This is a genomic window from Pseudomonas sp. NFACC51, assembly GCF_900103575.1.
In the GTDB taxonomy this organism is placed as follows: Bacteria; Pseudomonadota; Gammaproteobacteria; order Pseudomonadales; family Pseudomonadaceae; genus Aquipseudomonas; species Aquipseudomonas fluorescens_Q.
In genome coordinates this window covers 537707-557664 of sequence record NZ_FMXH01000001.1, presented here as the reverse complement: position 1 = coordinate 557664, position 19958 = coordinate 537707, and the positions used below count along the sequence as shown (strand labels likewise).

Sequence of the window (19958 nt, the reverse complement as noted above, 5' to 3'; positions counted from 1 at the left end):
GACCTAGGCGACCCCGCCGTCAGGCACTGCAAGGGTGTCGGCCTGGGTCACGCGGCTTGGCCTGAAGGTCTCAGGCATCGCCAGCAACAGGCCGAATGCCAGCGCGGCAATCGCCGCCAGGGTCAGGAATGCCGCGCTGTAGCCAGCCCCTTGCACCACAAAGCCGGCCAGGCTGTTACTCAACGCCGCGCCGATCCCGAACACCGTCGACAACACCCCGAGGCTGACGTTGAAACGCCCGGTGCCCTGGGTAAGGTCCTTGACCACCAAGGGAAACAACGCGCCAAACAGCCCGGCACCGATTCCATCGAGCAACTGCACCGCCACCAACCAATAGGGGTCATTCGAGAGCACGTACAACACACCTCGTATGGGCAGGATCAGGAAGCCGGCCAGCAACAACGGCTTGCGTCCCCAGGCATCGGCCTTGACGCCGACCAGCCACGCCATGGGCACCATGACCAGTTGCGCCGCGACGATACAGGCCGACGTCAACGGCGTGGCCAGGTGCACATTGGCCTGGGCGAGCTTCTGGCTGACCAGCGGGAGCATCGCCGCGTTCGCCAGGTGGAACAGCCCGCAGCAAATGGCGAACAACAACAGCGTACGGTTATCCAGCAGGACCCGCAGCGTCGAGGGTACAGGGCCGTGGACCAACTGCCCCGCCTCCAGGCCTCGGGCCACGTCATGGTCGATGGCCTCGTCGGACACGCAACTGACCGCGACGATGCTGGCCAATGCCATGGCGGCCATCAGGTAGAACACCGCGATGGGACCGAACAACCAGGCAAACCCACCCGCCAGCAGCGCGGCGCAGGCATTGCCCGCGTGATTGAATGTTTCGTTGCGCCCAGTGCGCCGCGTAAAGGCGCGGGCGCCGGTAATGCCCAGAGAGATGGCCGCAATGGCCGGCGCGAAGACCGATGCCGCCACGGCGCCGAGCGCCTGGGTCAGCGCCACCAAGCCGAAGGAAGACGTGAACGGTAGCACCAGGCATCCCAGCGTCACTGCCAAGGCCGCCACAGCCACCACGGCACGCTTGCTGCGCACCCGGTCGATCAACGCGCCGGCGGGTGCCTGGGCGACGAGCCCGGCCATGGCCGCCACCGTCATCACCACGCCAATGCTCGCCGGGTCCCAGCGATGCACCGCCAGCAGGTAGATCGCCAGGTAAGGACCCAACCCATCACGCACATCCGCGAGGAAGAAATTCAGGCCATCCAGGGAAAGGTTGTTACGTCGGTCTCGGTTGCGATCCATAGCGGCCTCGACGGGCATTGCCCCAAAGAAAATTGACGCAATGATGTCGCAAAGAATCGAACCGGGCCACTGTGATGAGCGCGGGGCCACTGAGAAAACCGTGGCGAGGGAGCTTGCTCCCGCTGGGTCGCGAAGCGACCCCAAAACCTGCCGAACGCGTAACACAGACACACCGCACCCGCCGGTTCACGACTGTCGCAACCGAGCGGGAGCAAGCTCCCTCGCCACAGGTCCATCGTTGTTTCTTAGGTGAACTGCATGACCTACCAAAGCGCGATGTCGTAGCTGAAGTAGATACGATTGCTGTCACGGCCACGGGAAAAGTCCGAGCGATAGACGTAGTTGCGCAACTTCACCCCCAGCCCCTTGAACGTACCCTGCTGCACCACGTAGGCGATCTCTGCGTCACGTTCCCACTCTTTGACCGTGGTGTTGGACTTGCCGTCGTTACCGCTCAGGTAGCGGGTGGAAAATGTCAGGCCAGGCACACCGAGGCGAGCGAAGTCGTAGCCGTAACCGAGCATCCAGGTCTTCTCGTCTTCCTCGATGAACTTGCCGATCCCGACGTTGCTGAAGGAGTACACCGTGGCGCCGCTGACATAAGGCAGGCCCGCCTCGCCGCTGAGGGTTTGATAGCCGGCGCTCAGGGTGTGGCCGACAACGGCGTAGGACAGCAGCCCGCTGAGCATGTCGTTGTCGATCTTGCCGCCGTAGGCCGAACCCGAATCGACGCTGTTGAAGTAACGCAGGTCGCTGGTCAATACCCCGGCGCCCAGGGGCAGATCATGCTGGATGCCAACAAAGTTCTGTCGATAGAAATTCTCCAGCTCGCCATAGAAATAGCTCAGGCGGATGTTTTTGCCCAACTTGTAGTCGGCACCGGCATAACTGAAATCACCGGACTTATCGCCGCCGTAGCCATCGGGCACGATGGGCATGCTGTCGCTCGAATCGCGCAGCTTGAAACGCTCCAGATACCCGCCAGTGACGGTGAGGTTGTCGATGTCAGTGCTACTGATCTGAGCGCCCTGGTAAGTCTGGGGCAACAGCCGTGCATCGTTGTAGACCAGCACCGGAGTCTTGGGCAGCAAGGTGCCATATTTGAGTGTGGTCTTGGCTATCCTGGCCTTGGCGGTCATGCCCGCGCTGGCGAACTCATCGGCGGCGCGACCGTCGTCATGCACCGGCAGCAGGCCGGTGCCGCTGCGGCCACGCCCGGAATCGAGCTTGACCCCGAGCAGGCCCAGGGCATCGACCCCGAAGCCGAGGGTGCCTGGTGTAAAGCCTGACTGGTAATCCAGCAGGAAGCCCTGGGCCCATTCGGTGCGCTCACTCTTGGCAGTCCTTGCCGCCCGCGTGCTCATCCCGTGCTCATCGCGGAAATTTTCGTTGAAGTAGACGTTGCGCAATTGCAGCTTCAGCTTGCTGTCGTCGATGAAACCTTCGGCGCTGGCCGAGGCCAGGGGCAACAGGCCAAGGATTGGAAACAAAGCCCCGCGGGTCAGCAAAATGGTCATGTCTGGCTACTCGTTGTTGTTATTGGGCATGCACGCCTGCGCACTCCCCCCTCGCGGGGGGCGTGTCAGGCAGGAAAACAAGGTTGTCGGGGGAATCAGGAAAACAGCGTCAGTGCCCCGGTCAGCAGGGCCAGCGCGGTAATCACCAGGGACGTGAGCACCGCCCATTTGACGGTGGCTTTCTGGAAGTCGCCCAAGTCGCGGTCGACCATGCCCACCAGCAACAGCGTCGAGGCCACCAGCGGGCTCATCAGGTGCACCGGCTGGCCGAGAATGGAGGCCCGGGCAATTTCCACCGGATCGATCCCGTAGGCAGCCGCGGCGTTGGCCAGGATCGGCACGACCCCGAAGTAGTAGGCATCGTTGGACAATACGAAGGTCAACGGCATGCTGGTAATCGCCACCACCAGCGGGAACAGATGGCCCCAGGAAGGCGGAATCCAGTCGACCAGGGTTTGCGCCAACGCATCGACCATTTTCGTCCCGGAGAAAATCCCGGCGAAGATGCCCGCGGCAAATACCAGCAGGACCACGGTCATGGCGTTGCCCGAATGGGCGAGAATGCGCTCCTTCTGAATATCCAGTTGCGGATAGTTGATCATCAGCGCCAGGACGAAACCGATCAGGAACAGGATCGCCGAGTGCATCAGCCCCATCACCAGCGCAACCATCACCGCAATTACCAGCAGCAGGTTGACGTAGGCCAGCTTCGGACGCTTGTGCGGCGTGTCCTCGATGATCGCGTTGATGTAGCAGTCACCGCCACCGCTTTGCAGCTGGACGTTGCCGATGCGCTTGCGCTCGGCACGGCCCAGCAGGAAGGCCGTGAACACCACCCACATCGCACCGCCGATCATGGTCGGCAGCAACGGCACGAAATACTCACCGGCATCCAGGCCCAACGCTGCGATCGCGCGGGTCGCCGGGCCGCCCCAAGGGGTCATGCCGCTCATGATGCTCAAGGAGAGCATGGAAACAGTCGCCAGGATCATCGGATTCATGCCGATGCGTTTGTACAGCGGCAACATCGCGGCACAGGTGATCATGTAAGTCGTCGTGCCGTCACCGTCCAGCGCCACCAACAGCGACAGCAGCGCAGTGCCCACGGCGATCTTCATCGGGTCGCCATTGACCCGCTTGAGGATCTTGCGGATCAACGGGTCGAACAGACCGGCGTCGATCATCAGGCCGAAAAACAGGATCGCGAACAACAACAGTGCCGCCGACGGCGCGACCATCTTCAGGCCGTCCAACATCATCTTGCCGGTGGTCCCGCCAAAGCCGCCGAGCACGGCAAAGACGATGGGGACCACCGTCAGGGCGACGATCGGTGACAACCGTTTGGTCATTATCAGGAAGGTGAAGACCACCACCATGGCCAAGCCAAGTAAAGCGAGCATATGTCAGTTCTCTTGTTGTTATGAGTAGCTTGGCTGACATTCAGGCGCACGCCCCCCAACCCGCCAGGCAACACGCAAAAGTGCCTGGCGCAGGTAGTGAGTGAGCGGATGTGGTGCCGTCGAGTCAGCCGCGAGCGGCTAGATGTGTTTGGCGACCTTCGTGTCGTCCCAGGTAGAGTCCGTTGCCGAGGTCTGCGTCAGGGCCGGTTTGCCATCCAGGGTCCGCAACAGGACTTCGCGGTCGCAGGCATTCTCCGAAAGGGAGATCACCACGGTCGCAACGGCGTTGCTCGCCAGGCTGGTCAACGCCCGCGCTTCGGACATGAACCGGTCGATCCCGATCAACAGGGCCAGGCCCGCCAGGGGAATATCGTGGATGACCGTCAAGGTCGAGGCCAGGGCGACAAACCCACTGCCGGTCACTCCCGCGGCACCCTTTGACGACAGCAGCATGATCGCCAGCATGGTGATGACCTGGGTCAGCGTCAGGTCGATGTTGCAGGCCTGGGCAATGAAGATCGCCGCCAGCGACAGATAGATCGCCGTGCCGTCGAGGTTGAACGAGTAGCCCGTCGGCAGCACCAGCCCCACGACCCCTTTCTTGCAACCCAGGGCCTGGAGTTTTTCCAACATCCGTGGCATTACCGGTTCGGTCGAGGACGTGCCCAGCACCACCAGGAATTCTTCACGCAGATAACGCAGCAGCTTCCACAGGCTGAAACCGTGGGCGCGGCAAAGGCTGCCCAACACCACGAAGACGAAGAAGGCGCAGGCGATATACAAGGTCATGATCAGCTTGGCCAGCGAGCCCAGCGACGTGATGCCGTACTGCCCCACCGTGAAGGCCAAGGCCCCGAAAGCGCCAATCGGAGCGAAACGCATCAGGTAGGAGAAAATCTTGAACACCATGTGCGAAGCTGACTCCAGTACCTCCAGCACAGGCTTGCCGCGCTCGCCCAGGGACGACAGGGCAAAACCGCAGAGCACCGCGATAAACAGCACCGGCAGCACCTCGCCTTTATTGAAAGCGCCGATGAAGGTGTCGGGAATGATGTGCATGAAGAAGTCCACCACACTCAGTTTCGCGGCGGATTCGGTGTACTGCGACAATCCTTGGGTGCTCAACTGGGTCGGGTCGATGTTCATGCCCGCGCCGGGCTTGAACAGGTAGACCGACACCAGGCCGATGATCAGGCTGATCACCGTCAGCGCCAGGAACAACAGCATGGTCTTGCTCAACAAACGTCCCAGCGAGCGCTTGTCGCTCATGCCGGCGATACCGGTGACAATGGTGCAGAACACCACCGGCGCGATCATCATCTTGATCAACTTGATGAAGGCATCACCCAGCGGCTTCAAGGCAATCGCCTGTTGCGACCAGAAATGCCCGACGACCACGCCCAGCAGCACAGCGCAGATGATCTGGAAGTAGAGCGATTTAACAACTTTCATGGCATCACCCATTTTTAGAATTGTTCTGATGCAAAAGACCCTGGCTGCCTAGGCTATCCGGCCAACCGTTGGGACGCCGTGGCGTAGACGTAACCTGAGAAAAGCCGGCGCGCGGTACGCACCACCGAGGCCCGGATGGTCTCACCCTTTTCACCGGTGTAGGACAGTACGACATCGATACCGCCGCTTGGGTGCTCAATCCGAACCTGTTGCAAGCGCGGCTCGCTGACGGTGCGAAGCAACTGTGCGACGACGCTGCCTTCGGTCACACACGCGGTGGCCAAGCCTATGGAGCCGGTGATTGCCAGGGCGCGGTGACAGTTATGCGGCATGAAATAACGCACCTGGACCGTCCCGCCAGACTTGGCCGGAGACACCAGCACCGGTTTGGGAATGACCTTGTCACTGACATCACCCAAGCCCATGGCCAGGCCGGCTTTCAGACGCAGGGACTCCAGGCGCTGCAGGAAGGTTTTATCGGCGTCCAGCTCAGCGGGGCTTTCATCGCCGCGCTTGCCGAGCTGACTGGCTTGAACGATCACCATCGGCATCGCCATGTCGATGCAGGTCACCGGGATACCGTCGATCAGGTCCTGGGTCTGCCCGGTCGGGAAGAGTTTCCCCGTCTTGCTGCCCGCCGCATCGAGAAACGTCAGCTGTACCGGAGCGGCTGTGCCAGGCACGCCGTCGATAGCGGTGTCGCCTTCATAGCTGACCTTGCCTTCCGGGGTTTGCACGTGGGCATTCACGAAAGTCCCGGTGTTGAGGTTGCGAATACGCACCCGGGTCAGATCGCCGGAAGGCTTGACCAGCCCCTGCTCGATGGCAAAGGGGCCGACGGCGCAGAGCATGTTGCCGCAGTTGGGGGCGGTATCGACCCGACGCTGGGAAACCATGACCTGGACGAACAAATAATCGACATCCGCGTCAGGGTGCAGCGATGGGCTGACGATCGCCACTTTGCTGGTTTGTGGGCTGCCGCCACCGATACCGTCGATTTCCAGCTCGTGGCCGGAACCCATCAGGTTGAGCAGCAGCTCGTCACGTTCGGCGATGGCGACCGGCAGATCCCAGGCGAGAAACACCGGGCCTTTGGACGTACCGCCGCGCATTAGCACACAAGGAATTCGCTGCATGATCACTAACTCTTGTTGATCAATCTTGATAATTGATGCTCTGGACACAAGAGTGGCAAAATTTGAAAAGTGTTTCCAATGCAAAGATCAGAGAGATTATTGCGTTTCACAAATGAATTACTTTACGATGATTTACACCGCGCATCCCCCTCTCCGGTGAGGTAGAACATGGAATATGAACTCCAGGACATACGATCTTTCGTGAAAATCGCCGAATTGGGCAGTTTCCACGAAGCCGCCGATGCGCTGCACCTGTCACAACCGGCCCTGAGCCGACGGATGAAAAAACTCGAAGAGGGTCTGGGTACCGCTTTGCTCGATCGCACGACCCGCAAGGTCAGCCTGACGAGTGTCGGCCGTGATTTCCTGCCCAAGGCGCGGCGCCTGCTGGATGATTTCGATGACTCGATTCTCAACATCCGCGAGCTGGCGGAGCGGCAGATCGGCCGGGTGACCTTGGCTTGCATCCCCACGGCGGCGTTCTATTTCCTGCCTTCGGTGATTCGCCTCTATAACGAGCGCTACCCGAAAATCCGCATCCGCCTGCTCGACCTCAGCGCCAACGAAGGACTCGAAGCGGTACTGCGTGGTGAAGCCGACTTCGGCATCAACATGATGAGCGGCCAGCACCCGGACATCGAGTTCGTGCCCCTGGTCAACGAACCCTTTGTGCTGGCCTGCCGGCGCGATCATGAACTGGCTGAACGCAGTGCGGTTACCTGGTCGGAACTCAGTGATTATCGGCTGATCGGCGTCGGTCGCCTGAGCGGCAACCGCATGCTGCTGGACCACGCACTGTCGGGCCTGAGCTGGCGCCCGCAGTGGTTTTACGAAGTGCAGCACTTGTCGACGTCGCTGGGACTGGTCGAGGCTGGCCTCGGCGTGTCGGCGATGCCCAGCCTGGCGATGCCGGCCGGGGATCATCCAACGCTGGTCAGCGTGCCGCTGATCGAGCCGGTGGTAAACCGCTCGCTGGGCCTGGTCTACCGCCGGGGCGCATCGCTTTCCCCGGCTGCGGAGAAGTTTGTCTCGATCCTGCTTGAGCAGTGGCCGCAATGAAGCGAGAGCCTCCACACCGCCAGCGCGGCGAAGCTGATCAAGGCGCCTAGCAGGCTGACCGCCATCCAGCCCCACAGCGCATAAACCTGGGTCGCGGCCGCCGCGCCCAGTGCGCTGCCCACCGAGTAGAAGCACATATAAGCACCGACCATGCGACTTTGGGCGTCGGGCCGTGCAGCGAAGATCAAGCTCTGATTAGTGACATGCACGGCTTGTACCGCGAAGTCGAGCAATACCACGCCGCACACCAGTGCGATCAGGGAGGTCTCGGTAAACGTGATGGGCAGCCAGGAGAGCATCAGGAGCCCCAGCGACCAGCCGGTAACGCGCTCTCCGAAGCCTTGATCCGCCCACCGGCCGGCCCTTCTGGCTGCCAGGGCCCCGGCGACGCCGGCCAGGCCAAACAGGCCGATGGCCGTGTGTGAAAGCGCCAGCGGCGCGGCGCTCAGCGGCAGCACCATGGCGGTCCATAACACCGAAAACGCGGCAAAGATCAGCAAGGCCAGCAGCCCCCTGATCCGTAGCACCGGCTCGGTCATGAACAGTTTGAACAGCGACCGGATAAGCGCCAGGTAAGGCTGCCGGTCTGGTGACGACACGGCGGCAGGCACCACCGCCCAAAACACTGCCGCGATGGTCAGCATCAATCCCGCGGAAACGAAATAAACCCCGCGCCAGCCCGCCAGATCGGCGATCACTCCAGAGGTAAACCGCGCCAGCAGAATACCCAGGACAACGCCGCTGGTGACGGTTCCCACGGCCTGCCCCCGCTGGGAGGGCGTGGACAGCACGGCGGCATAGGCCACCAGCACTTGGACAACCACCGCCAGCAAGCCCATCACGATCATCGCCCCCAGCAAAGCCAACCAATGCTGGGCTGCACCGACGGCCGCCAGCACAAGCGCGGACAACACCAATTGCGCGCAAACCAGTCGTTTACGGTTGACTCTGTCCCCCAGCGGGACGATGAACAGTAACCCCAGCGCGTAACCCACCTGAGTGGCCGTCACCACCACCCCGATCAATCCTGGCGCGACGCCCAGGCTCTCGGCCATTGAAGCGAGCAAGGGCTGGGCGAAGTAGACATTGGCGACGGCCAGTGCGCAGGTCACGGAAAACAACAACGTGAGCGCCGGCGAAAGGCCCGGGCACTGCTGCTCATTCAAAGAACCTGTGGCGAGGGAGCTTGCTCCCGCTGGGCTGCGAAGCGGCCCCTTCCGTGAGCGCTTCGCACTCAAGCGGGAGCAAGCTCCCTCGCCCCCCTGTTTGTCCGAAGGCTGCTGGGTGAAACAGTCGACATCGGCTGTCATGCGCGTCTCCTTGGCGCTAAACTGGTTTCAATTAAAAACCTGAGTGTATTGTTGCCCGATCAGGTTTCATTTTGCAACCACAGCCATCGACCGGACTTGCGATCCTTTTTTCAGAAGGTCAATAAAATGGAAAACGCTTCACCGCAAAACAGCGAATGCCCGGTAGCCAGGACACTGGACGTGATTGGCGATCGCTGGTCGCTCATGATCATTCGTGACGCATTCGATGACATTCGCCGCTTCAGCGAATTTCAGAAGAGCCTGGGCGTGGCCAAGAACATTCTGGCTTCGCGACTCAAAGCGTTGGTCGAGGCCGGTGTGTTCGACGTTCGACCCGCATCCGATGGGAGCGCCTACAAGGAGTACGTCCTGACGGACAAAGGCCGGGAAATCTTTCCGGTCGTGGTCAGCCTGCGACAGTGGGGCGAACGCTTCCTGTTCGAGCCAGGAGAAACGCGTTCCGTGCTGCTGGACAATACGTCCGGGCAGGCGCTCATGCCGATGGATGTTCGTTCCTCAAACGGTCAGAAACTCGAACCGGCCGATTGCCACAGGGTGAGGCTCATTGCCGACAACCCGGCGTGATATTGATCGTCCCTATCCCTTCAGCACCAGAGACATGTCCGCGTACCTGGCGCACATGAAATCGACAAATGCGCGAACCTTCGGTGCAGCAAGACGTAGGAATGCAACCGGTGACGCTCTGCGTCACATCCAGAAGCGGAACGCGGAGCGTCCCTGGCGACATTCCCACGCAGGAGCGTGGGAACGATCAACCGCTAGTGCGGTACAGTCACTTCGTCCAGCGCCAGGTCGGTCAGCGCAAGACCAACCTGGCGTATAACGACGAAGGCTTGCTCCAGCAACGGCTACTCGCTAAACCAGCTGGCGAACCCCCAGAGACAAGATCAAACCACCACACAGTCGATCAATTGCTTTTTTCCTACCTTGATAGGCACAAGCAATCCTGGGCTGCGAAAGCATAATTGCGACCATTCCATACCAAGCCATTGAAACCACCACGACAACTGCCAGCATCGACAAAAACGTGCCTGGCGAAACGTGGGCGGGAGCCGCGGCTGAAAAAACAGCGGCATAGAAAGCCATGGACTTGGGGTTGCCAATGTTGGTGACCCGGCCAGGCGCATTCAGCCGGTCGAGGCACTCCCCCTACTCCTCGGCAGGCCTCATATGAAAAATCGTATAAGGCAGGATCAGCGTATCGGCCACGATGCTAAAAGGAAGGTCGACAACTGCAAACGGTGCCAGCGCGCGCGAATACACGTCGTTGTCATTCGTCGAGGCCTTGATGATCTCGATATCGGTCGCCGCACCGCAGTAAGGATGGCGACCGCAGAGCTGTCCCATGCCAAAGGTTTCGTTGGCCGTGGCGCATCCGCCCAGCAGCGCCATCGTCAAAGCCATTAATACGATCCGCATGACGCGCCCCTCCCCAGGAAAGGCCGGACTGTAGCATTAAAGCCGCCCCAACGGCTCAGTGCCCAAGGCAAGGCCCCAGCGGGGTCGCGAACCACTCGATGGACACCCCGAGGGCGGCTGCACCGATAGAAACGTTATGGCGGCTGTATTCAGACAACCCCAGGTTCTCCTGTAGGATGCACATCCTCTCAACCAGTCGCGAATGTGAACAATGGAACTGCACTCAATTCTCGCCTTTACCCTGGTCGCGGCCATCGCCATCGCCAGTCCTGGACCTGCCACCTTGATGGCGATCAATAACAGCCTGGCCTACGGCCCGCGTTACGCGGTGTGGTCGTCGGTGGGCAACGCCAGCGGGCTGTTCTGCTTGTCGGCCGCCGCGATGCTGGGTCTCGGCGCGTTGCTCGCCAGCTCCGAATGGCTGTTCAACGCCGTGAAAGTCCTCGGGGCGGGTTATCTGTTCTACCTGGGCGCCAGGCAGCTGTTCAAAAAGAGCCCGATACTCGCGCAGGATGTGCAAGCCGATGGCAAGACCAGCAAGCCATCGCGTTCGAAGCTATACAAGTCGGCCTTTCTGACAGCCATCACCAACCCCAAGGCGACGATGTTCTTCACCGCCCTGTTCCCGCAATTCATCGACCAGAGCGCCCCACTGCTGCCGCAGTTTCTGCTCCTTACCTCGATATTCGCCGGCTTGTCGCTGGTTTCCTTGAGCCTGTATGCCGCCATTGCGGCCCAGGCCAAAGGCGTGCTGAAACGGCCAGCGTTTTCCGTGTGGATCAGCAGGCTCGTCGGCTCGACGTTCATCGGCTTCGGTGCGGCCATTCTGGCGATGCGTCGACCGGCCGTTTGAGACATCTTTCGATCCGGACCTACCAGATACCGAGGTCACGACGCTTGAAAAGCGTCGACCTCACACCCTCCCCATCCGCTCTCCCTCGCTCCTACTTATAGGCAACAGTGAAATCCTGCCTGCGCACTCCAGATATTTAACTTGACGCAAGAGATTACGATCATCATATTCATGAAAATATTATGAGCGTCATGTGTAAATCTCCATCACTGCACCGAGCTCGCGAACCACAGTCTTGGCGTTTGGCATCAATGCCTTTGCCCGCCAACCAAGCCTAGGAGAGGATGTATGGAAGCCAGAACTTCATTGGCGATTACCGCTACGCAACCGCACGCCTCCACACAACCATTGACCGGCAAAGTCGTGGCGCTGCTTGCAGGCCTGGCGGCGATCAGCATGCTGTCCACCAACATCATCCTCCCGGCGTTCGCGGAGATCGGCAAAGACCTGGGCGTGACCGCTCGCGAGCTCGGCCTGACGCTGTCCAGCTTCTTCATCACGTTCGCCTTGGGCCAGCTGGTGGTCGGGCCGCTGGCCGACCGCTACGGGCGCCAGAAACTGGTGCTCGGCGGCCTTTCAGTGTTCGTGGTCGGCACCGTCATCGCCGGCCTTGCCACCACCCTTGATGTGCTGATCGCCGGACGCGTCGTCCAGGCGTTGGGCGTGTGCGCAGCCTCGGTGCTGTCGCGCGCCATCGCACGGGATCTGTTTGAAGGCGAGACCCTGGCCCGCGCCCTGTCGCTGACGATGATCGCCACTGCCGCGGCGCCGGGTTTTTCGCCGCTGGCCGGCAGCGTCCTGTCCGTCACGCTCGGCTGGCGCGCCATCTTCATCCTGGTGGGACTGGCCGCCGTGGTACTGGCCTTTTTCTACGTACGCGACCTCGGAGAGACCCATCCCGCCGATCGCCGGGCGCCGCACTCGGCCAAGAGCGTGGTGCTCGCCTATGGCAGATTGGCACTGGACAAGCGCTTCATCCTCCCTGCCCTTTCAATGAGCCTGCTGATGAGCGGCCTGTTCGCCTCCTTCGCGGCGGCGCCCGCCATCCTGATGCAAGGTATCGGCCTGACCTCGTTGCAAACCGGCCTGTATTTCGCCGCTACGGTATTCGTCGTGTTCGCAGCCGGCATGGCGGCCCCGCGCCTGGCGCATCGTCATGGCGCCCGAATCGCCACACTCGTGGGCATTGCCTGCGCCATGGCCGGCGGCGGCCTGCTGCTCGTCGGCCCAGCCGCGCCTGGTCTTGGGTGGTATGCCCTCTCGATGATCACCTTCCTGTGGGGCATGGGCCTGGCCAATCCGCTGGGCACGGCAATCACCATGGGGCCTTTCGGTAAGGAAGCCGGGATGGCCTCCGCATTGCTGGGTTTTCTCTCCATGGGTGCGGCTGCTCTGAGCACCTGGCTGGCCTCGGTCTTGAGCTTCGCGCCGGTCACGACGCTGGGTGGGATTCAGACGATGGCCTGCCTAGTGGCGCTGGTGCTGTTTCTGTTGCGGGGGCGTCTTTGAGGACGCTTTCTCGGCCAAGCCAAAAGCTCGCCTCCCTGCGCCAATCAGTACACCGGCCAGGTTTCAACAATCTTCCCACCGCGCACGGCCAGCAAATCACCAAATTGCAGCAGCACGGACTCTGTCTGGGTCGGCCGTAAAAACACCTGGTCCTCCACGTTCAACCCTACGGCCAGGGAGCCGTTGACCATTTCCTGATTGGAGCTGCGACCATAGAGCTCATTGCTTTGCAGCCCCTTGGGAGACTCGAACTCGGCCATCCAGTTACCGCCGTAGAGAAAGAATGTTGCACGCTGGTTAGGGTCCCACCAGGAGAACAATCGGGACTTGTCATCCAGGGCTGGGAAATTGACGGCGCCAGTGCTCTTTAGCACCGGCGTTGCGATAAAGGCCGCCGGCACATGCTCGACCAGCGATGGCAGGTCGTAATGGGTCGGCTTGAGAAACGCCGTTCCCACCGAAACCTCGCTGCTCAAGCGTTCCTGCTCATGTATACCGTAGCTGGGGCTACCGGCGGTATTGAGCGTGAGCCCTTCGTGCCAAAGTGCAGGGAAGTGTTCACGCAGGTAATTCACATGGCCGTTGTAAATGACCATCACCTTGTCGAACAACGCCTGGGACGAAGCGAGGACCCTGGGCACGCCCATGCCGACAAACGGGTCATACCCCATGAAGCCTGAAAATTCGAGCTGCTGCGGATGCGCACTGATCAGCGTCAGCATCTCGCCGAGCACCGCGTGGTCAGCGACTCCGCCACGGTGCAGGCCGACATCCAGCTCGATATTGACCCGCATCCGGATGCCCAGGCCTTGGGCCAATGCCTGGTAATCCATCAGCCGCCGGGGGGTATCGAGCAGCCATTGCAGTTGTCTGGAAGGATCGAAGGCGCCCTTGTGGGTTTGGTAAAACACCTCGGCCGAGCGTACCGGTAAAGGCTTGCCGAGCAAGATGTCAGCCTCGGGAAAGGTCACCGCGTCGTGATTGAGAAACGGCTGATGAAACGACATCAGTCGCCGGGTATCGGTACGTTTGGCGATGTACGCCAACAGTCCCGGTGATGGCAGGGATTTCTCCACCAGACGCAAATGTTTACCGGCGCGTGTAACGGATTGCGTGACCACATCGATATTGTGATCGAGCAGGTCCAGGTCAATCAGCATCACGGGGCGCATCGGCCCATGGCGCTTGAGCTCCTGGTTCAACGCGCGGAAGTACTCGTTGTAGGGGCTGCCCCGATCGCTCGGACGCAACAGCGCCCCCGCCCCGACCATCAATGCACCCACTCCGGCGGTGCCGAGCATAAAGGTTCTACGATTCATCAGGACGCTCCCTCTGCGTGCGCAGTCAGGTGCACGTTACGGCAGCGCTACCCGACTGTTGAGGCTATGGGAGGTCAGAAAGGGGACTTTGGCGGCCAGGCTTTGATCGAATCCTGCTAGACCCTGGACGTTGCAATGAACCCTGTGATGGCCGCCACCACATCGGCGCCCCGTTCAAGATAGGGCACATGGCCGGCGTCCTCGATGAACTCGCCGCGTGCATCGGGCAGTTGCTGGAGCAGGTTGTCCAGGGTCGCCGGCAGGAATACCTGGTCATGCCGGCCCCAGATCACCAGCGTCTTGGCAGCGATCTGGGGCAACCGTTCGAGCAGCACGTCCAGGCCTTCGCGACGGAAATCCTCGACGACCCGCTGCACAGCGGCAAACCTCGACTTGCCGCTGGCCGCCATGGCCTGGGCCAAGCGCCCTCCTACCTCGGGCGGCGCCTGGAACACCAGGCTCCAGAAGCGCTTCATCTCTTCGACCGTACGATAGCCAAACACCGTTCCCGCCCCTTGCAGGCTGGCTTTCAACGTGGGGCTTAGCGCTTGCTCGCCCAGACCGGCAGGCGCCAGCAAGACCAAGTGACTGACACGCTGCGGGTGTTTGGCGGCATAAAGGCCGGCCACGCACCCGCCCAAAGAACTGCCGACCAGCACGAAGGAACCCTCGACGAGGGTATCCAGCAGGCCTTCGAGTTCCGCCAGCATTGCCAGGGGACCAAAGCCGGCACCCGCCTCATATACGGATTGGCCATGCCCCGGCAAGTCGACGAAAACGCAGTGGTGATGGCGCGCCATGCCCAGCATCGCAGGGCCCCACTGATCCTTGCTGGCGCCCAAGCCATGGAGCATGACCAGCGTCGTCTGCTGTTGCCGTGCAAGGCTTTGCAGATAGGCCAGGCGTCCATGTTTACCGGTGTGCCAGCGCAGTTTCAAACCGAACTGCCAGCGGTGGACCAGGCGCAAAGTGCCGAGCAGCAATCGATCAACGCGGTTCATCCGCCACTCCTTGCCCTTTGCTACCGGCCTTGAGGAAGAATCTTGCCGGCAGGCGCAGTTGGCATAGCGCCACGCCTGACAGCGTCAACACGGCGCCGATCACCAGGCGCTGGCTGAAACCTTCGGCGAGCATGACCTGGCTGACAGCGATCGCGAACACCGGCACCAGAAGCAGGTACGGGCTCAGTTGCTGCATCGAGTTGCGACCGAGTAACCAGAACCACAGACCGAACCCCAGCAGACCACCACTGAGTGCGGTGTAGAGCACCGCCCACCACGCCTGGGCGCTGGCCGTGTAGACGCGCGTCCATTGCTCGCCTTCCTGGACGAACGACCACAGCAACAGTTGCGGTGCGGCGATGACCGCCGTCCAGGCGCTCAAGGCCAGCGGGTCCAGTGGTCCGAGACGCTTGGTCAACACTGACCCGGCAGCGAATGCCAAGGCCGCCAGCGCCACCAGCAACATGCCGATGAACGTCCCGCCCGCCGATGGCGTAGCCAGTAGCACCAGGACACCGGCGAACGCCAGCACGATGCCCGCCAGGAGCCGCAGTTTCAGGACTTCCCCCAATAACGCGAATGCCAGGACGAGGGTAAACGGTGCCGCCAATTGATAAATGATCGCCGAGGTAGAGGCGTCTACCCGGGCGATACCGCAATACAGCAAACCGAAATGCAAGGTCCCGGTAATCGTGGCGATCAGGGCCACGGACGCAAACTGCTCACGCTTGACGCGTTTGAGCAGCGGCAGGAGAAACAGCGCCATGATCGCGTAGCGCATGGCGACCATGAGGATAGGCGGCAACTCGGCGCCGCCGATTTTCACTGCAGTGACCTGCGCGCCCCAGAGAAACGCGACCAGTAACGCGAGCAATGAATCTTTCAATGGCATGACAGTTATCCCTTCTGAAATTGAATGGGCCGCAGGATTCTTTCCGGCTTGCCTGTCGCAAGGGCTGGGGGGTTAAGTCGACAGTGATGCTCGCAGAGCCGGTCCAATGTCTCGCGCAGGGCCTGCTCCGCTTCAGGATCGTGGGCCAGTTGGGTCTGGAAGCACGGCGGAAATCCCGAGCCGACCAGAATCATTTTGTTGAGCAGCACGTTCAGCGCGACCTGGGAGAAAACCGCCGTGTGACCATAGCGTCGGCCGACGACCGCAATTGCCGCGAGTTTGTCGCGCAGCGGACGCTCCCGAGGCCGCAGGAAGCCATAGCCGACTCGCTCCAGAAACGCCTGGAAGCGACTGTTGGTGCCATAGGCATGCATGACGGGGAGATAGAGCACCGCATCGGCGCGGTCCAGCCGCGCCACCAACTGCCCGACGTCGTCCTGCACTTGGCAGTCCTGGTCGGAACAGGCGTTGTCGGCGTCGCAGTAGTCGATCCGGTAATCCTTGAGCCAGATGTCATCGACCGCGACCTCCTCGCCCAGGTGGCGGCGCACCAGCGCCACCACCCGTGCACTGACACCACAAGGTCGGCTTGACCCGACAATGATGGTCAGATTCATGATTCAGGACGCCTCCCGCAACCCTTCTTCGCCAGCCAGGTAGGCGCGCAAAGCCTCTTCCATCAACTGCCCGGTCAGCCAGAGCGTGACGCGTGCCACTTCCTTGATCTGACGACGATCTGCTTCGGTCTTCACCGCACGCTGCATCGCCATACGCACTTCCTCGGCGTGCTTCTCGTCGATGGTCGAGTGGGCGACGAAGAAAGTCATCTGCTCATCCTTCAAGCCCAGGTCGGCACGGAACCGTTCCAGGATCGGTTGGATGTGCTCGTAGACGTCCTCGGCCCAGTAGCTGTAGCCCAGGCGAGCGATCGGCCCCTTGCGGATGGCCACATCGTTGAGAAAGGCGATCAGTGCCTGGGTCGGCGCCAGGGGCGCCGGCATGGCTTGCGGCAACAGCCCGACCGACTCCAGGTCACGCAGCACCATGCGCTCGTGGCCCAGCTCTTCCAAGGCGTGCTTGTAGACGAAGCGCAACAGCGTCGTTTCCTCTGGATCGGCACTGAAGGCGCAGGCGGCCTGGTTCACCGAGTTGTAGCGGGTGTAGTGGTAGACCTGCAGCATGAGCTGTTGGTAGAGGGCTGGCGGCGTTGGGTTGTCCAGGCTGAATTTCCAGTAGGCGCCCTGCTTGATCTGGGCCCAGCCCGCGTCGACGATAGCGTCGAGTTCCTTGAAGAATGCTTGCATTTCAATTGGCTCCTTTAACATTGAGGTAAACACTTTCGAGTTCCAGGTAGACGAGGCTGTAGCGCCGCTCGACCTGTTCCCCGGTCCAGGTAACGTCATCCACCAGCACGCGCCCGCCCAGGCCGACATAGAGCGCAGCCAATTGGCCGCGGCACAGTGCCGAGATGAATCGCAGGTGAGTGTTGGCTTTCAGCCAAATGGCCGCTTGCAGGAGAAACATGCGCAGGTGCCGACCGCCGCGGTACCGCTCGTCCAGCACCAGGCGATTGGCATCGAAGGCATCCGTCGATTGTTCGAAATAGGCCTGCACGTCGACCGCTCGCTCGACAAAGCTCAGGCCATGACCCAGCGGCGTGACGCGCAACGTCCCGACCACTTCGTCCTTGTCCAGGTAGACCAGGTGATAGGACAAGGCGTCGCGCACCTGCTCCCTTCGCTCGAAGTCGTCCTCCCGTGCCGGGTTGGTCCCCAGGTAGCGACTCCTGAGTTGCCTGACGGACTCGAACAGTTCATTGGCGTTGTCAATCACACGAACAGACAGGCTCATCGCTGACCTCACTGGCCTTGACGCTGATCGACGATGCGCGCTTCTTTCCAGCTGAACCAACTGCCAAGGTTCACATGCTCGGCCAGATCGCCCACCACCATGACCGTGGCATCGACCCCCAGCCGTTCGCGCAGGCGCTCCTTGATCAGCAGCACCAGACGTCCACGATCGCCTTCGAAGAAGCGCGACATTTCCAACTTGGCGATGACGGTGTCGCGATCATTGGCGCGACTGAGGATGATCTGGTAACCAAGGCATTGTTCGACGCCTTCAAGCAGCGCCTGCTCGATCTGTGCGGCCGAGAAGGCGCGATCGTTCAGTTGCACGGCATCCTTCACCCGACCGACGACCTTGACGGTCTGGCGCATCGATTGCGCATAGCCGGGGCGCGACTGGATCGAGACCAGATCGCCCGTGCGGTAGCGAATCAACGGCTTGCTGCCAGGGATCAGCATGGTCACGCACAACTCACCGTCGCCGGTGCAGCCCAGGCTTTCCCCGGACTTGGGATCGAGCACCTCGATGATGTAGTTGAGGCGATGCGGCACCAACTGGTCGTTGGCGTTGCAGGCCGCGATGATCATCGCTTCCTGGGAGCCATACAAACTGTTGTAGGCCTGCGCGCCCCACAGGCTGTAGAGGTTGTTCTTCAACGCAGGGGTGCACAGCTCGCCGCTCATCATGAACGCGCGCAGGGCGAAGTCCTCGCGTGGGTTCAAGCCTTGGCGCTCGGCTTCCTTGGCCATGGCCAGCAAGAGCCCCGGCGCCGATGCGAGCACGCCGATCCGCAGGTCCTTGAGCAGTTGCAGTGCCTTGGGCCAACCGATCACCGGTGAGTGCGGCCAGATCTTGGCATTGCACAGGTCGAGCTGGGTGCAGACATCGCCCAGGGTGTCACCGAAGGAATGGACCTCGGTAGGTCCCATGATGCCGACCACGGTCTTTTCGCCCGGGAAATGCTTTTCGATCACGGCCTGGTAGGCCATGGCCAGTTGGCGATTGCTCGCGTAGCTCTCCTTGCGGTCCCGCGGGCATGGCGTGGCGGGCCCGGTGGTCCCCGTGGTCTCGTAATAGAAGATGCTGTCTTCCAGCGGGCCGGACAAGATGTCGAAGCCTGCTTCGCGCAGATCATCCTTGGTCGTGAATGGCAAGGTGGCGAGGTCATCCAAGGTCAGCGAACGCTCGTCGACCTGGGCAAGGTGCCTGGAATAGAACGGCGAGGACCGCTTCACGTGGCCGACCACTTCCCGCAACTGTGCCTGGTGCCAGGCCGCCAGCTCGGTGTCGCTGAGGACGTCGGTCCAATAGGCATGATGAATCGGATCGTACCGCTTCTTGAATGTCTCTAAATGCTCTTTCATTTCAGCCGCTCAGGTTTGATGGGTTACTGGAACTCAACGGCCGCTACGTTAGTAACAGAACTTATAAATACCCAGCTGCGCTATCTCGCAGTTGTGCGCGCACGAGTTTCTTGTTAAAAGCACGCGCGGCTACATACGCGCAGGGATAGCTCTGTCGACATTCAGAAAAGAATGAAAGATTAATATGCCCTCAGCAGTTGACAGGCCCCAGGGCACGCTGGTAGTTTCGCCGCACTGCCAATTATTCCCGCAGTGCTTAGCCAAGACTGGGATGTCTAAAAATGTACTATCACCTTTCTGCTATCAGTTCCTCCCACAGCTATCCCGACAGCTGTTCCCGGGCCATTCTGGCCATCTTCAAAAGCAATATCTGGCGTCGCTAATCTAGCGAAGACCGGAGCCTGTCTGCTGCCTGCCAGCAACGTCCTGATCTTTCCCCTCTGAAATCGAAGGCGCTCGCGTCTTGTGCCCTGCGCAACAATTGGCTGCAATCCATTGCAAGCTTTTTAGTGCGCGCGACATGAACAGCGTCCGTCCCCTCTATTCAGAATATCCGTCAACACGTATTTAAAGTGCCTGCGCGCTTTATATTCCCGTG

General features: G+C 61.0%; 18 protein-coding genes and 1 pseudogene. 4 read left to right on the top strand and 15 right to left on the bottom strand.

The genetic code is table 11. The features are described from left to right. Positions 1-3: 3 nt before the first annotated feature. The 5 genes from BLT00_RS02480 to BLT00_RS02460 form a co-directional block, all read right to left on the bottom strand. Positions 4-1260, bottom strand: coding sequence for an MFS transporter (locus BLT00_RS02480; RefSeq protein WP_092142146.1), 1257 nt, complete (start codon positions 1258-1260; stop codon positions 4-6). Positions 1261-1523: 263 nt separating this feature from the next. Next, positions 1524-2777, bottom strand: a complete 1254-nt coding sequence (locus tag BLT00_RS02475) for an OprD family porin (RefSeq protein WP_092142149.1) — start codon at positions 2775-2777, stop codon at positions 1524-1526. Between the two features lie 95 nt (positions 2778-2872). Beyond that, positions 2873-4177: a CitMHS family transporter gene (locus tag BLT00_RS02470; RefSeq protein ID WP_092142151.1), complete on the bottom strand. Its 1305-nt coding sequence runs from the start codon at positions 4175-4177 to the stop codon at positions 2873-2875. Between the two features lie 138 nt (positions 4178-4315). Further along, positions 4316-5641, bottom strand: coding sequence for a dicarboxylate/amino acid:cation symporter (locus tag BLT00_RS02465; RefSeq protein ID WP_092142154.1), 1326 nt, complete (start codon positions 5639-5641; stop codon positions 4316-4318). A gap of 41 nt (positions 5642-5682) precedes the next feature. Next, positions 5683-6765 carry a 4-oxalomesaconate tautomerase gene (locus tag BLT00_RS02460; protein WP_092142157.1) on the bottom strand — a complete coding sequence of 361 codons (1083 nt, stop codon included), beginning with the start codon at positions 6763-6765 and terminating at the stop codon, positions 5683-5685. A 168-nt stretch (positions 6766-6933) separates the two neighbouring features. On the opposite strand from BLT00_RS02460, the gene BLT00_RS02455 reads away from it, so the two are divergent. Next, entirely contained in the window at positions 6934-7824 is an 891-nt protein-coding gene (locus BLT00_RS02455; protein WP_003200706.1) for a LysR family transcriptional regulator, read from the top strand. Here BLT00_RS02455 and BLT00_RS02450 read toward each other — a convergent pair. Then, positions 7749-9134 (bottom strand): MFS transporter, encoded by a 1386-nt coding sequence (locus BLT00_RS02450; RefSeq protein WP_256574845.1) that lies wholly within the window; start codon positions 9132-9134, stop codon positions 7749-7751. The genes BLT00_RS02455 and BLT00_RS02450 overlap by 76 nt on opposite strands. 126 nt (positions 9135-9260) lie before the next feature. Between BLT00_RS02450 and BLT00_RS02445 the strand changes: the two genes are divergently transcribed. Beyond that, positions 9261-9719, top strand: a complete 459-nt coding sequence (locus tag BLT00_RS02445; protein ID WP_092142164.1) for a winged helix-turn-helix transcriptional regulator — start codon at positions 9261-9263, stop codon at positions 9717-9719. Between the two features lie 291 nt (positions 9720-10010). Here BLT00_RS02445 and BLT00_RS02440 read toward each other — a convergent pair. Together BLT00_RS02440 and BLT00_RS02435 are read right to left on the bottom strand one after the other, a co-directional pair. Further along, positions 10011-10274, bottom strand: a pseudogene (locus BLT00_RS02440) (LysE family transporter); the annotation flags it as partial. Between the two features lie 30 nt (positions 10275-10304). Beyond that, positions 10305-10574 carry a YceK/YidQ family lipoprotein gene (locus BLT00_RS02435; RefSeq protein ID WP_028236548.1) on the bottom strand — a complete coding sequence of 90 codons (270 nt, stop codon included), beginning with the start codon at positions 10572-10574 and terminating at the stop codon, positions 10305-10307. Between the two features lie 211 nt (positions 10575-10785). Between BLT00_RS02435 and BLT00_RS02430 the strand changes: the two genes are divergently transcribed. Then, positions 10786-11427, top strand: a complete 642-nt coding sequence (locus tag BLT00_RS02430) for a LysE family translocator (protein WP_092142167.1) — start codon at positions 10786-10788, stop codon at positions 11425-11427. 288 nt (positions 11428-11715) lie between these two features. Next, complete coding sequence (locus tag BLT00_RS02425; protein ID WP_063321718.1) at positions 11716-12936, top strand: multidrug effflux MFS transporter; 1221 nt, start codon at positions 11716-11718, stop codon at positions 12934-12936. 44 nt (positions 12937-12980) lie between these two features. Here the strand turns inward: BLT00_RS02425 and BLT00_RS02420 are convergent, their stop codons facing one another. The 7 genes from BLT00_RS02420 to BLT00_RS02390 all read right to left on the bottom strand — a co-directional run bounded on the left by BLT00_RS02420 (position 12981) and on the right by BLT00_RS02390 (position 19360). Next, positions 12981-14186, bottom strand: coding sequence for a DSD1 family PLP-dependent enzyme (locus tag BLT00_RS02420; protein WP_175456204.1), 1206 nt, complete (start codon positions 14184-14186; stop codon positions 12981-12983). Positions 14187-14371: 185 nt separating this feature from the next. Continuing rightward, positions 14372-15256, bottom strand: coding sequence for an alpha/beta fold hydrolase (locus BLT00_RS02415; RefSeq protein ID WP_092142173.1), 885 nt, complete (start codon positions 15254-15256; stop codon positions 14372-14374). Further along, positions 15243-16148, bottom strand: a complete 906-nt coding sequence (locus BLT00_RS02410; RefSeq protein ID WP_092142176.1) for a DMT family transporter — start codon at positions 16146-16148, stop codon at positions 15243-15245. The genes BLT00_RS02415 and BLT00_RS02410 overlap by 14 nt, the downstream gene beginning before the upstream one ends. Before the next feature lie 5 nt (positions 16149-16153). Further along, entirely contained in the window at positions 16154-16765 is a 612-nt protein-coding gene (locus BLT00_RS02405; RefSeq protein ID WP_003200650.1) for a flavodoxin family protein, read from the bottom strand. A gap of 3 nt (positions 16766-16768) precedes the next feature. Next, positions 16769-17452, bottom strand: coding sequence for an iron-containing redox enzyme family protein (locus tag BLT00_RS02400; protein ID WP_063321722.1), 684 nt, complete (start codon positions 17450-17452; stop codon positions 16769-16771). 1 nt (position 17453) lies between these two features. Beyond that, complete coding sequence (locus tag BLT00_RS02395; RefSeq protein ID WP_003200646.1) at positions 17454-17999, bottom strand: GNAT family N-acetyltransferase; 546 nt, start codon at positions 17997-17999, stop codon at positions 17454-17456. Positions 18000-18007: 8 nt separating this feature from the next. Continuing rightward, positions 18008-19360: a phenylacetate--CoA ligase family protein gene (locus tag BLT00_RS02390; protein ID WP_092142179.1), complete on the bottom strand. Its 1353-nt coding sequence runs from the start codon at positions 19358-19360 to the stop codon at positions 18008-18010. Positions 19361-19958: the final 598 nt, after the last annotated feature.